Origin of the sequence: Rhodococcus sp. 27YEA15 (assembly GCF_049739425.1) — a bacterium.
In the GTDB taxonomy this organism is placed as follows: Bacteria; Actinomycetota; Actinomycetes; order Mycobacteriales; family Mycobacteriaceae; genus Rhodococcus_F.
Window position 1 is genome coordinate 4,615,773 of record NZ_JBMHHW010000001.1, and the last position, 12,792, is coordinate 4,628,564.

Here is a 12,792-nt window from a genome sequence, read left to right on the forward strand (position 1 = left end):
AAAGTAGACAACGCCTTGTGCCGACGACTAACCTCGCTGCAACTATACGGTTACTATCGCTGGTCCAACGCTTCTGCACTGAGGAAATCCCATCCGGTGCGAATATTCCGGGAGTAATACTTGGTTCACATCGGGACACCTGCCTACCGCGCACTAGTGGCCCACCCTGGGGCCGAACTGTACGGTTCCGATCGAATCGTGCTGGAATCGGTCACCGCCTTGACCGCCGCGGGCTGGGGTGTGACGGCCGTTCTGGGGTCCGACGGGCCGCTGGTGCCGCTGACGGAGGAATCCGGGGCCGAGACCACGATCATGCCGATGCCGGTTCTCCGCAAATCGAAGATGTCCGCTCTCGGACTGCTCTCGCTCGCCGTGGAAGCCGCTCGCTCGACACCTTCCATCGTGCGAATGCTACGACGCTGCTCGCCTGACGTCGTCTACGTCAGCACCGTGACCATCCCCTGGTGGGTGGTGGTCGCGAAAACCTTCGGCTACCCCGTGATCTGTCACGTACACGAAGCCGAGGACACGGCACCCAAGCTGATCCGAATCGGGCTGGGCGCGCAGCTGCTGTTGTCGCGGCGAATCATCGCGAACAGCAACGCCTGTCGCGAACTGATTCTGCGTGACATCCCGAGGCTCGCGCGCCGAATGCACGTGATCTACAACGGCGTCGCCGGCCCGACAGTCGAGCCGACACCCCCCAGGCAGACGCTGACCGGGCCGATTCGCCTGGTGCTGGTCGGGCGCATCGCTCCGCGCAAGGGCACCGATGTCGCGGTTGAAGCGCTCGGGATCCTGGCCGGCCGCGGATTGGACGTGACCCTGGACCTGGTAGGTGGCGTCTTCGCCGGCTACGAGTGGTTCGAGGCAGATCTTCGCCGGATTGCCGCGGCCGCCGGCGTCGAGAGCCGTATCCGCCGCGTCGGTGTGGTGGCGCAGGTGTGGGAAGCGCTCGATTCCGCCGACATCGCCCTGGTTCCGTCGAGAGCTGAACCGTTCGGCAATGTTGCAGTCGAAGCTCAACTCGCCGCGAGGCCGGTGGTGGCGTCAGCGGTGCAAGGACTCGTCGAGATCATCGACGACGGCCGAAACGGCCGTCTAGTCGAACCGGGAAACGCCGTCGCGCTGGCGGACGCCGTCCAAGCGACGATCGACAACTGGGAGATCTCGCGTGAGCAGGCCCTCGAAGCGCGCATCGAGGCGTCGACGAGATTCTCCCCAGAGCGCTACCGCACCGACATCACCGATGCATTCAACGCGACAATCGGGAGTATCCGAACATGAGCACTCGTCAAGACAATGCGCGACCCGAAGAATCGTTCGCCGACACCGTACGACGGTTGGCAGGCGCTCAGAAACCACCGGCCAAGGGCTCGCCCGCGTACTCACGGTTCGTCAACAGGAAGATCGGACGCATCATCGCTGCGGCCGCGTACCAACTCGGTATGACACCTAACCAGGTCACCTACATCAGCGCCGGATTCAGCGCCGCGGCCATCGCCGCCATCGCCCTGGCACAGCCACATTGGTGGGTCGGCATCCTCATCGCGGTCGGACTGCTGCTCGGGTACGCATTCGACTCGGCCGACGGTCAACTGGCACGCCTACGCGGCGGCGGTACACCCGCCGGCGAGTGGCTCGATCATGTTGTCGACAGCATCAAGACCACCGCGTTGCATCTCGCGGTTCTGATCGGGTGGTATCGCCACTACGACATCTCGCATATCGAATTGTTGCTGATTCCAATCGGCTTCACACTCGTCGCGTCCGTCTTCTTCTTCGTTCAGATCCTGACGGATCAGTTGCGCCGCGCGCACCCGGACCGTGCACCTGCTCCGGCAGATTCCAGCGCCGGCGCCACCCTGCGATCGATTCTGGTCATTCCCACCGACTACGGCGTCTTGTGCGCAATCTTCGTGCTCTTCGCGTGGCCGTCGATCTTCGCCGGTGCGTACGTAGCGCTCCTGGCGGGAACGACGCTGTTCCTCTGCGCCGCGCTACCGAAATGGTACCGAGAGATTCGCCGCTTCCACGAGCCGGCCGCTTAGTCGCTCGACAGTAACCATAAGTCTGATTTGTAACCATTTCCCCGCCCCAAGTGCTGATAAATGTTAGCCATGAGTTGTCTGTAACTTGGATATTGGTTCCCCTTTTGGTAATCTTTTAGAAATCTCGAAGCGCTCGGCTCAGCAGTCGCCCCGCAACGTGCCACACCCGAACAGCGGTGCTACACGTGGATCAGGCGTCGCGCCCGGCGATCCGAGTACAAGCCAACAAGGGAGGGATCGCCGATGCGGATCGCAATGATCGGGACACGGGGAGTGCCCGCACGGTACGGCGGATTCGAAACTGCGGTGGAGGAGATCGGCTCACGCCTGGTCGAAGGCGGACATGAAGTAGTGGTCTACTGCCGAGGTGACGACCGTTCATCGACTTACCTTGGTATGCAACGAGTATCACTTCCCGCCTTGAAGCACCCCATCCTCGAGACATTGAGCCACACCGCATTGTCCGTCGGGCATCTTCTCCGACGCCGCTGCGATGCTGCAATCGTCTTCAATGCCGCGAACGCCCCACTCCTACCAGTCATCCGTGCAGCCCGCATTCCCGTGGCCGTGCATGTCGACGGCCTCGAGTGGAAGCGCGGCAAATGGGGGCCGGTCGGTCGTCGATACTATCTCGCCAACGAACGTGTATCCGTCTGGCTTGCAGACGAATTGATTTCCGATGCCGAGGGAATCGCTGAATACTATCGCCAGCGCTACAACACCCCGAGCATGTTCCTGCCCTACGGTGCACCGATCCGCGACACCGTCGATCCGGGCCGGCTGGCAGAACTCGATCTGACCGAACACGGTTACCATCTGATCGTTGCCAGGCTCGAACCCGAGAACCAGGTGGACAAGATCATCGAAGGCTACCTGCAGAGCAACGCAGAGCTCCCCCTGATCGTCGTCGGATCCGTTCCCTACGAGAGCGAACACGAAAAACGAATCAACGAACTCGCCGCTACCGACTCACGCATCCGCCAACTCGGCGGTGTCTGGGACCAGGATCTCCTCGATACCCTGTATGCGGGAGCGGCGAGTTATCTTCACGGACATACGGTCGGCGGCACCAATCCTTCGCTGCTGCGCGCGATGGGGGCCGGGGCCAACGTGATCGCCTGGGACGTGAACTTCAATCGCGAAGTACTGGGGGATCACGGAGTCTTCTTCAGCGACCTGCCCGAGCTCGGCACGGCACTCGAGGAGACCGAATCCGATCCTGGCGCCGCTGCCGAACGTGGGCTACGGGCACGGGCGCACGCCGCCGCCACCTACCGGTGGGACGAGGTCACCAAAGGTTACGAACAGCTCTGCGAAGAGATGCGCGCAGGAACTCGAAGCCGAAAGCTACGCAAGCAGTCTCGTCGCTCCCCCCTGCCGTCCGGCGGGGTGACGCGACCTAGCGGGCAGCACACCGCCTGACGGGCAATTCGGACGGAGGGAGCCGGTCGCCTATATCTCGGCTCCCACGAACTGACTGTTGTACAGCCGGTAATAGGCACCTCGTGCCTGCAACAGTGCCTCGTGACTTCCCTGCTCCACAATTCTTCCCTCTTCCATCACAACGATGAGATTCGCATCCCGGATAGTCGAAAGACGGTGTGCAATAACAAAACTGGTCCGATCGTTACGCAGCACCGCGGTGGCGCTCTGAACGAGCAATTCGGTGCGTGTATCCACGGAACTGGTGGCCTCGTCGAGGATCAGGATGGACGGTTGCGAAATGAAGGCGCGGGCAATGGTGATGAGCTGTTTTTCGCCGGCGCTGACGTTGTTGCCCTCGTCGTCGATGACAGTGTCGTATCCGTCGGGCAGTGAATGCACGAATCGGTCGACGTAACTCATCTGCGCGGCACGCTGGATTTCTTCCTCGGTGGCATCGGGCTTGCCATAGGCGATATTCTCACGAATCGTTCCGCCGAACAGCCAGGCGTCCTGAAGAACCATTCCGATTCGAGAGCGCAGATCGTCGCGCGCCATGGTGGCGATGTCGACACCGTCGAGAGTGATACGGCCTGAATCGAGTTCGTAGAACCGCAGGATCAAGTTGACCAGAGTGGTCTTACCCGCGCCGGTCGGGCCGACTATCGCCACCATCTGACCTGGCTCCGCTGTCAGGCTCAGGTTCTCGATGAGTGGTTGCTCCGCCTTGTAACTGAACGACACTTTTTCGAATGACACGCGGCCTTCGGACTTCGCGGGCGAGTCGGCGTCGACCGGGTCGGGAGACTGCTCGTCCTGATCGAGGAGCGCGAACACGCGCTCGGCCGACGCTACACCGGACTGCAGCAGATTGGTCATCGACGCTATCTGAGTCAGTGGCTGAGTGAACTGGCGTGAATACTGAATGAACGCCTGCACGTCACCGAGAGTCATCGTCCCCGACGCCACCTTCACACCGCCGACGACGGCGATTGCCACGTAGTTGAGGTTGCCGAGGAACATCACGGCAGGCATCACGAGGCCGGAGATGAACTGCGCCTTGAAACTCGACTCGTACAGTTCGCTGTTCTGCTTGCGGAACCGCTCCTCGACCTCGTGCTGACGGCCGAAGACCTTGACCAACTCGTGGCCACTGAATGCTTCCTCGACCTGAGCGTTGATGCCGCCGGTGCTCTTCCATTGCGTGACGAAGTGCTTCTGCGATCGTTTGGCGATGAACGTGGTCACCAGAATCGACAAGGGAATCGTCGCCAACGCAATCAGGGCCAGCAGCGGCGAGATCACCAGCATCATCACCAGAATGGCCAACACGGACATCACCGACATCACCAACTGGCTGAGTGTCTGTTGCATGCTCTGGGCGACGTTGTCGATGTCATTGGTCACGCGCGAGAGCACGTCACCGCGGGCGTGGGAGTCGAAGTAACGCAGCGGAAGCCGGTTGATCTTGTTCTCGATGTCCGAACGCAGACGACGCACGGCACGTTGCACGACAATGTTGAGCAGGTACGCCTGGAGCCAACTGAACACCGCCGCACAGACGAACAGGAGCAGCACGATCGTCAGGACGTGCCCGACGGCCCCGAAGTCGATACCCTGACCGGGCACGACGGCCATGCCGGACACCATGTCTGCGAACTTGCCCTGACCCGAGGCCCGCAAGCTCGCCACGGCTTGTTCCTTGGAGATACCGGGCTGCAGTTGTTTGCCGACGATACCTTCGAAGATGAGGTTGGTTGCGTTGCCGAGGATTTTCGGTGCAATCGACGACAGTACGACGCTGATCGCCACGAACAGGAAGATGAGTATCACCATCGGCTTGTCCGGTGCCAGACGACCGAGGAGTCGTTTGAGGGAAGGCCCGAAATTGATGGCTTTCTTGGTGGGATCTCCCCCACCGGGCGGGCCGATGGGCGGTGACGTCGGGCGATTACTCATGATGCGTCCTGTACGGCTAGCTGCGAGGCGACGATTTCGCCGTAGGTGGCACAACTGGTGACGAGTTCGTCGTGAGTACCGACTCCGACAACTGCGCCGTCGTCGAGCACGATGATCTGGTCGGCTTCGACGATCGTGGAGATACGCTGCGCGACAACGATGATGCAGGCGTCCTTGGTGACGGGGCGCAGTGCCGCGCGCAACCGAGCGTCGGTGGTGAGGTCGAGAGCCGAGAACGAATCGTCGAACAGGTAGATCTGTGGTTTGCGGACGAGCGCCCGCGCGATGGCCAGTCGTTGGCGCTGTCCGCCGGATACTGTAGTACCGCCTTGGGAGACTGCGGTGTCCAATCCGTCGGGCATTGCTCGCACGAAGTCCGCGGCCTGCGCGATCTCGAGGCATTCCCACAACCATTCGTCGGTTGCATCAGGATCACCGTATCGGAGGTTGGTTGCCACGGTGCCGGAGAACAGGTACGGCTTCTGTGGGACCAGTCCGATGACCGAGCAGAGCAGGTCGGTGTCGATCTCCCGGACATCGACACCACCGACGGACACCGAACCCGAAGTGGCGTCGATCAGTCGGGGAATCAGATTGAGCAGAGTGGTCTTTCCCGATCCGGTACCACCGATGATCGCGGTGGTCTTGCCTGGCTCGGCCCGAATGGTGACATCTCGCAAGACCGGCTCGTCGGCTCCCGGGAAATGGAACTGCGCGCCACGCAGCTCCACCAGACCAGGGGACGTCAATTCGAACACCGGCTTCGTCGGCGGCACAACGGTGGACTCGGTGTCCAGGACCTCGGAGATGCGCTCCGCGCACACCGACGCCCGGGGCAACATCATGGCCATGAAGGTCGCCATCATGACCGCCATCAGTATCTGCATGATGTAGCTGAGCATCGCGGTGAGCGAACCGATTTGCATCGATCCGCTGTCGATCTGGTGGCCGCCGAACCAGATGACGGCGACGCTGGTGACATTGCTGATCAACATCACCAGCGGAAACATCAAGGCCATGAGTCGACCGACACCGAGCGCAGTCTCCGTCAGCTGCCGGTTCGCATCGTCGAAGCGCCTCACCTCGTCCGATTCACGGACGAAAGCTCTAACGACTCGTATTCCGGTGATCTGCTCACGTAGAACACGGTTGACCGAGTCGAGGCGACCCTGCATGATCCGAAATCCCGGGACCATGCGCGAGATGAGCACCCCCATCGACACTACGAGCAATGGGACGCTGACACCTAGAATCCAGGACAGATTCAGGTCTTGACGTACCGCCATGATGATGCCACCGATGCACATGATGGGCGCCATCACCAGGATGGTGCAGCTCATGACGACCATCATCTGGACCTGTTGGATGTCATTGGTATTACGTGTGATCAACGACGGCGCACCGAAGTGGCCGACCTCGCGCGCGGAGAAGGTGCCTACCTGGTGCAGCACCGATTCTCGCAGATCGCGACCGACGCCCATGGCGACACGCGCCCCGAAGAACACCGCACCCACCGAGCAGAGGATTTGAGCCAACGTCACGACGAGCATCATCGAGCCGGTGGACAGGATGTATCCGGTGTCGCCCTTCGTGACGCCGTAGTCGATGATATCGGCATTGAGACTAGGTAGGTAAAGAGCTGCCATAGTCGAAATAAATTGCAGGCCAACGACGCCGGCGAGCTCACCTCGATACGGCTTGACATAGGTTCTCAGCAGCCTGATCAGCATAGTGAGCGAAGGTTACCAACGTTCACCGACAAGCGCCTGTGGATTTCCCGCGACCACGATCGACGACGAAAACGAGCGTGCCGCAACCGACCACGGGTCGATTGCGGCACGCTCGGATCAGCCTGGCCGTACTACTACTTGGCTGTCGGCTGCAATTCCGATTCGTCCTCGCGGAGAGCCTTGCTGAGCTTCTCTCCCTCGATGTCGACGTTGGGCAGAATCCGGTCGAGCCACTTGGGTATCCACCACGCCTTGTCACCGAGCAATGCCATCACGGACGGGATGATCACCATGCGCACGATGAAAGCGTCGAAGAACACTGCCGCGGCAAGCGCGAATCCGATCGACTTGATGAACGAGTTGGGCTCGGCGATGAACGCCCCGAACACCGAGATCATGATGATCGCCGCAGCGGTGACGACCCGCGCACCGTGGTTGAAGCCGATGGTGACAGCCTGCTTGGCCGTAGCGCCGTGGACGTACTCCTCGCGCATTCGAGTCACCAGGAATACCTGATAGTCCATCGCCAGACCGAATACCACACCGATCAGGAAGATCGGCATGAAGCTCACGAGCGGCTGCGGGTTGGAGATGATGCCCAACCAGCCGTGCTGGAAGATCGCGACCGTTGCGCCGAAGGTGGCGAGCACGCTGAGCAGGAAGCCGAGAGTGGCCGTCAGCGGCACCAGGATGGAACGGAACACCAGCAGCAGCAAGATGAAGGCAAGGCCGACAACCACTGCGAGGTACGGAACCAGAGCATCTTGCAGCGTGTCGGAGACGTCACCTTCGAGGGCTGTCTGTCCGGTGATGCCGTAGCTGACGCCGATCGAACTGTGCAGTCCGCCTTCGGCGCTGCGGATGCTCTGGACCAGATCCATCGTGGCCGGATCGGTAGGACCACTCTTCGGAGTGATGAGGACCTTGGCGGTGTCGCCTGCCTCGTTGACTCCGATGATCTGCGCGTTCTGGGTGTCGGAGAACGCCGAGATCGTGGACACGACCTCAGCGAAGGCCTCTCCGGCCGGAACCTTGGCGTCCTTCGCGTCGACGACAGCGATCAGCGGGCCGTTCTTGCCGCCGCCGAAGCCCTCGTCGATCAGGTCGTAGGCCTGGCGCGAACTGGTAGCCGGATCACCCGTCGCTTCCGACGGCAAGGCCAGACTCAACCCGGTTGCCGGCAGCGCCAGCGCGCCGAGCAGAACGACGCCGGCGATCAGCGGGACCGCGGGGCGCCTGACGATGGCACCGATGTAACGCAGGGCGAGCGTTGGCTTGCCCGAATCCTCGGCCTTCTGCGCCTGGTTACCCAGGAACGGAATCTTGCCGGCGAATGCCTTGCGTCCGAACATCCCCAGAATCGCAGGCAACAAGGTCAGCGCGATCAGGACCGCGATGAGAACGGTGAAGGCCGCCGCAGCACCCATGTCGGAGAGGAACGGAATCCCGACCACTCGCAACGCCACAAGAGCGATGATGACGGTCAGGCCGGCGAATACGACGGCCGATCCGGCGGTACCGACGGCACGTCCGGCTGCTTCTTCCCGGTTGTCGGTGAGCGAAAGTTCGTGCCGGAACCTCGACATGATGAACAGCGAATAGTCGATGGCGACGGCCAGGCCGATCATGATGGCCAAGGTGGGCGTCATCGAACTGAGATCGGTGAATCCGGTGGCCACGGTGATACCGAGGCTGCCGATCGCAATACCGATGATTGCGGTAATGAGCGGAAGTCCCGCGGCCACCAGCGAACCGAACGTGATGGCCAGCACGACGGCTGCAACTGCGATACCGATCAGTTCGGTAGCACCACCAGGCATTCCGGCTTCCTGCGCGGCCGAACCACTGATCTGGACGTTGAGTCCTTCGCTGCGTCCGGTATCGGCGGCCGCGTTGATCGCTTCACGCAACGCGTCGTCCGCATCGGTTACACCGCCGACGAACGGAACGTCGACATATCCGACGGTGCCGTCGGAACTCAACGGAGACAATGCACTTGCGTTCTCGACGGCCTGCGCTTCAGGAGTTCCTGCGGCAGCGGCATTTTCCTTGAACATCGCGACCATCGAGTCGTTCGAGGCAACCGGATTGACCAACGCCTTGGCTGCTTCTTCCGGTGATGCCGCCGCCGGATCGACCTTCGCTGCCGGCTCAACCTGTTCTATGCCGCGAATCTTCGCCAGCATGTCGTCCATAGCCTTGACGTTGGACGGATCCGACAATGTGGTTCCGGCAGGCGCCTGGATCACGAATCGCGCACTGAGCGAGTCCATCGGACTGTCCGTATCGGGGAACCGTTCTGCCATCAGGTCCTGCGCATGCTGCGCCGGAGTTCCCGGGATGGAGAACGAATCCTTGGTGGGGCCCGAGAGCGTCGCTGCTCCCACGCCCATCAAGACGAGAATGATCAGCCAAATGCTGAGGACCGCGCCTTTTCGCCGATAGGCGAACTTGCCGATCCGATAGAGATAGGTGGCCACGACGGGCTCCTTGCTGTTTCGGTGCGTGTACGTGGACAGGTGTCTCGTGTGCTCTTACTTGCGTGGTGAGGGCGCGGGAAGTCCGGCGCGAATTTGTCGGAATGCGTCGTGGATCAGTTCTTCCGGTCCGGACGCATCCGACTTTCCGCCTGCCCATATTTCGAGCGCGGCTTTGCAAGCTCCGCCCACCACCATGTGGAGCACAGTCGGATAGATGTCTCGATCCACGTCGGTACCGGTCCGCTTGGCCAGAGCTTCGCTGACCAGGCGGCTGATACGTACGTGCATCTCGGCAGCCTTGTGAACCAGGGCCGGACTCGCGTCCATGAAACCCATCAACCTCGTCGTCTCTTCGAGAGGGCGAGTGGGATCGGTGACGATTTGAACTACGAGATTTTCGAGAGAATCGAGAATATCCTCATCGGCTGGGCGAGCTGCAAGCATTGCCAACCATTCGTGAACCGATGCTTCGAAGTGCGAGAGAACCGCTTCCTCCTTGCTGGAGAAATAGTTGTGGAACGTTCTCGTCGACACTCCTGCTTCGGAGGCGATCGCGTCAGCGGTGACACAGTCGATTCCGAGCCGTCGAGCCAGTCGCGCCGCCGCATCGCCGAGTGCGGCACGGGTTGCTGCCTTCTTACGATCGCGAAGGCCTGGCTCGATGATCACTCCACCACCGTACAGAAGTTGCAGAGCTCTGCAACTTTGCGTAGCTCTGCAATTTTGTGCGGTTGGCCACAGGCTCTAACCGAAGCGACGCGCGTCACAATTCGGACATGGATTCGACACCCGCACACTCAACGCCTACTCCACGCACCAGGATCTGCGGTCAGCTCACGAATCGACTCGGGAAGATCGCCCGCGGCAATATCCGCCAACGTGACGGTTTCGAGTACCGCACGCAAGTTGACCCGCAACGCGATCCACACATCTTTGAGCGCCGCAGCCGGACCGCAGTAGTCGACATCCTCCGGGCGCTGGCCGCGAACAGACGCCAACGGACCCTCTACCGCCCTGATCACGTCAGCGACGGTGATCTCAGTGGCCGAGCGCGCCAGCCAGTAGCCGCCTTCCGGGCCACGTCGACTGTTCACCAAACCGCCGCGCCGCAGGTCCGAGAGCACCGCCTCGAGGAACTTGTGGGGAATCGTCTGGGACTTGGCAAGGAATTCGGCCTTCGCGGGCTCCGGTCCAGCGGCCGCCAGCTCGATCAACGTCCGCACGGCGTAGTCCACCTTTGCGGTGATATGCACCGCAAATTCCTACCATTGTTCTATGAATACCCGCAAACACGCCGAGCGGACCGAGGTCCGCTTGCCCTCGTCGCAGATCAGGGTCTGAGACGGCCCGGCGAGACAAGTCCGCACATCGATATCGAGTAGAAGCCGGCCGCCGCGCCGCCACCGACGATCGGTTGCCGCCCGTACGAACGGAGCCTGGACGAGTCCGCCCGCTCGACGGCCTCGAAGGTTCCATCGCGACAAGACAGTGATTGCATCGACGGCACAGCCTTGACAATTCGAGACACGAACATCGAACAGACACTCCGTCAGCGGCCCGGGCGTTGCGCCTTCTGATTCAGGAACTCAAGGTCACCAGGAAATCAACCGATCCACTTCCGTCAACGGTCACGAAACCGAGCGACGGCGGTTGAACACCGTAATCCGTCCAGGTGACGGGAATCGAACCGGACGCGATCAGTGACGTCCCGGAATGCAGGACTGTCATCTGCACCGTTTCCGCCCGCGTCTGCCCTTTGAGCGTCAGCGTTCCGGGAACAGAGACGCTCGCGGTGGTTCCGTCTGACGGCACTGCCGACAGATCCACTGGACCGTCGACGGTGAACGTGGCAGTCGGATAAGCGCCGACGTTCATGATGCCGGCGAACTGACCGTCACGGCGACCCGAGTCCGTGGCGATGGTCGACACCTTCACGGTGATCTCACCGGCAGTGAGCTTCTCGCCTTCCACGGTCGCCGTTCCACTCACGTCAGGACTGCTGCCCACGACATTGACACCGGCACCGTTGAGGATTTCGTGTACCGAGTAGCCCGCGGCCGTCGTGTTGATGCCATCACCCGGGACGACCGTCCAGGTGCCGTCGATCGATCCGGAGGCCGCCTGGGCGCCCTCGGTGGACACCACCGCCGCCGGCGCGTCGTCCTCCGCGAAAAATCGACCGTATCCCCATACACCCACGAAGAGAACGAGGACGATCGCGATCAGAGATCCACCTATCCACCACAGTTTCTTCATGCCCCGAGAATAGTTGTAGCTTCAACGCATGTCAGGTCTTCAATCCTGAGAGAACTCTGCGAATCTGCCGGGCGACTCACCTCGGTTCTGCAAATCCCGACAATCGAACAGACCACCGATGCACTCCGCATACGATCCACCCGCAACCAATCGCGAACGCACAAGACAGCCTGGCAGCGAGTTGCGAACAGTCGAGGCCGGGGCACGACCCCATCGGCGCCGGGTTGGCCAACTCCAGAACTGCTCATGAAAGCATTTGTGGTGCAGATATTTTCACGCCTACAAGTCTTTTACTGGAATATGTGTTCGATAAGAGTGAACGTACGGAAAATCGGGAAATGAGGCAGTACGACGGCACCGGGTTGCGGGGTGAAGCCCTGGACATCGTGCGATCACGGCACGCGGTGCAATCGCAGTGGGTGTCGGTGGTCACGGGGTTGTTCACTCGTAGTGTGATCGGGCGAGGTGGGTTCCGGGACCTCGCGGTGCGGTTGTGCGGAGAACGAGCTCGGAGATGAGGGAATGCTCCCGCCTGGTGGAGTCGGGTGTTGATGCTCGAACCCGAGGTTGCGGACGCTTTCCACGGCGGCCGGGTCGATGAAGTGAAAGCCCGTCAGGTCGCCGAGTTCTGTCAACGTCCACCGGCGAACATGCACTCCGATGGTGTCGATGCTGTGTAGCCACCATCATCGGGCGATTCATCATCAGGGCTGGGAAGTAGAGATCGGGGAGGATCGGCGCACGGTGTTCTTCCCGCCGTACTCGATTGATCCCACCGACCCCCGATACCAGGAAACAGACCACGATCACGGCCTGAGCACCAGTGCCGGCTGCCGGGAAACATGCCATTTCCCGGCCGACAGTCATGCCCGGAACACCATGCAAATCTCTTGC

At 61.3% G+C, this 12,792-nt stretch carries 10 protein-coding genes; 4 read left to right on the top strand and 6 right to left on the bottom strand.

The genetic code is table 11. The features are described from left to right. Positions 1–156: 156 nt before the first annotated feature. From ABH922_RS21610 to ABH922_RS21620, 3 genes are all read left to right on the top strand, one after another. Complete coding sequence (locus ABH922_RS21610; protein WP_424808863.1) at positions 157–1,287, top strand: glycosyltransferase; 1,131 nt, start codon at positions 157–159, stop codon at positions 1,285–1,287. Continuing rightward, the gene (locus ABH922_RS21615) at positions 1,284–2,051 is read left to right on the top strand and encodes a CDP-alcohol phosphatidyltransferase family protein (protein ID WP_424808864.1); all 768 of its coding nucleotides are present in this window, start codon (positions 1,284–1,286) and stop codon (positions 2,049–2,051) included. The genes ABH922_RS21610 and ABH922_RS21615 overlap by 4 nt, the downstream gene beginning before the upstream one ends. 243 nt (positions 2,052–2,294) lie before the next feature. Next, positions 2,295–3,473: a DUF1972 domain-containing protein gene (locus ABH922_RS21620; protein WP_424808865.1), complete on the top strand. Its 1,179-nt coding sequence runs from the start codon at positions 2,295–2,297 to the stop codon at positions 3,471–3,473. A 30-nt stretch (positions 3,474–3,503) separates the two neighbouring features. Here the strand turns inward: ABH922_RS21620 and ABH922_RS21625 are convergent, their stop codons facing one another. From ABH922_RS21625 to ABH922_RS21650, 6 genes are all read right to left on the bottom strand, one after another. Continuing rightward, entirely contained in the window at positions 3,504–5,432 is a 1,929-nt protein-coding gene (locus ABH922_RS21625; RefSeq protein ID WP_424808866.1) for an ABC transporter ATP-binding protein, read from the bottom strand. Then, a complete protein-coding gene (locus tag ABH922_RS21630; RefSeq protein ID WP_424808867.1) occupies positions 5,429–7,162 on the bottom strand; it encodes an ABC transporter ATP-binding protein in 1,734 nt (577 codons plus the stop codon). The genes ABH922_RS21625 and ABH922_RS21630 overlap by 4 nt, the downstream gene beginning before the upstream one ends. Before the next feature lie 134 nt (positions 7,163–7,296). Further along, on the bottom strand, positions 7,297–9,642 hold the full coding sequence (locus ABH922_RS21635) for an MMPL family transporter (RefSeq protein ID WP_424808868.1): 2,346 nt from the start codon (positions 9,640–9,642) through the stop codon (positions 7,297–7,299). A gap of 54 nt (positions 9,643–9,696) precedes the next feature. Then, positions 9,697–10,311: a TetR/AcrR family transcriptional regulator gene (locus ABH922_RS21640; protein WP_424808869.1), complete on the bottom strand. Its 615-nt coding sequence runs from the start codon at positions 10,309–10,311 to the stop codon at positions 9,697–9,699. A gap of 128 nt (positions 10,312–10,439) precedes the next feature. Beyond that, a complete protein-coding gene (locus tag ABH922_RS21645) occupies positions 10,440–10,895 on the bottom strand; it encodes an RrF2 family transcriptional regulator (protein ID WP_424808870.1) in 456 nt (151 codons plus the stop codon). A gap of 325 nt (positions 10,896–11,220) precedes the next feature. Continuing rightward, positions 11,221–11,898, bottom strand: coding sequence for a YceI family protein (locus ABH922_RS21650; RefSeq protein WP_424808871.1), 678 nt, complete (start codon positions 11,896–11,898; stop codon positions 11,221–11,223). Between the two features lie 338 nt (positions 11,899–12,236). Here ABH922_RS21650 and ABH922_RS21655 point away from each other — a divergent pair, with 338 nt between their 5' ends. Continuing rightward, the gene (locus ABH922_RS21655) at positions 12,237–12,416 is read left to right on the top strand and encodes a hypothetical protein (protein ID WP_424808872.1); all 180 of its coding nucleotides are present in this window, start codon (positions 12,237–12,239) and stop codon (positions 12,414–12,416) included. Positions 12,417–12,792: the final 376 nt, after the last annotated feature.

Bases quoted from the DNA above. Each gene is read 5' to 3' on its own strand.
- ABH922_RS21615 (WP_424808864.1), top strand. From the start codon at position 1,284: ATGAGCACTCGTCAAGACAATGCGCGACCCGAAGAATCGTTCGCCGAC.
- ABH922_RS21620 (WP_424808865.1), top strand. From the start codon at position 2,295: ATGCGGATCGCAATGATCGGGACACGGGGAGTGCCCGCACGGTACGGC.
- ABH922_RS21625 (WP_424808866.1), bottom strand. From the start codon at position 5,432: ATGAGTAATCGCCCGACGTCACCGCCCATCGGCCCGCCCGGTGGGGGA.
- ABH922_RS21630 (WP_424808867.1), bottom strand. From the start codon at position 7,162: ATGCTGATCAGGCTGCTGAGAACCTATGTCAAGCCGTATCGAGGTGAG.
- ABH922_RS21650 (WP_424808871.1), bottom strand. From the start codon at position 11,898: ATGAAGAAACTGTGGTGGATAGGTGGATCTCTGATCGCGATCGTCCTC.
- ABH922_RS21655 (WP_424808872.1), top strand. From the start codon at position 12,237: ATGAGGCAGTACGACGGCACCGGGTTGCGGGGTGAAGCCCTGGACATC.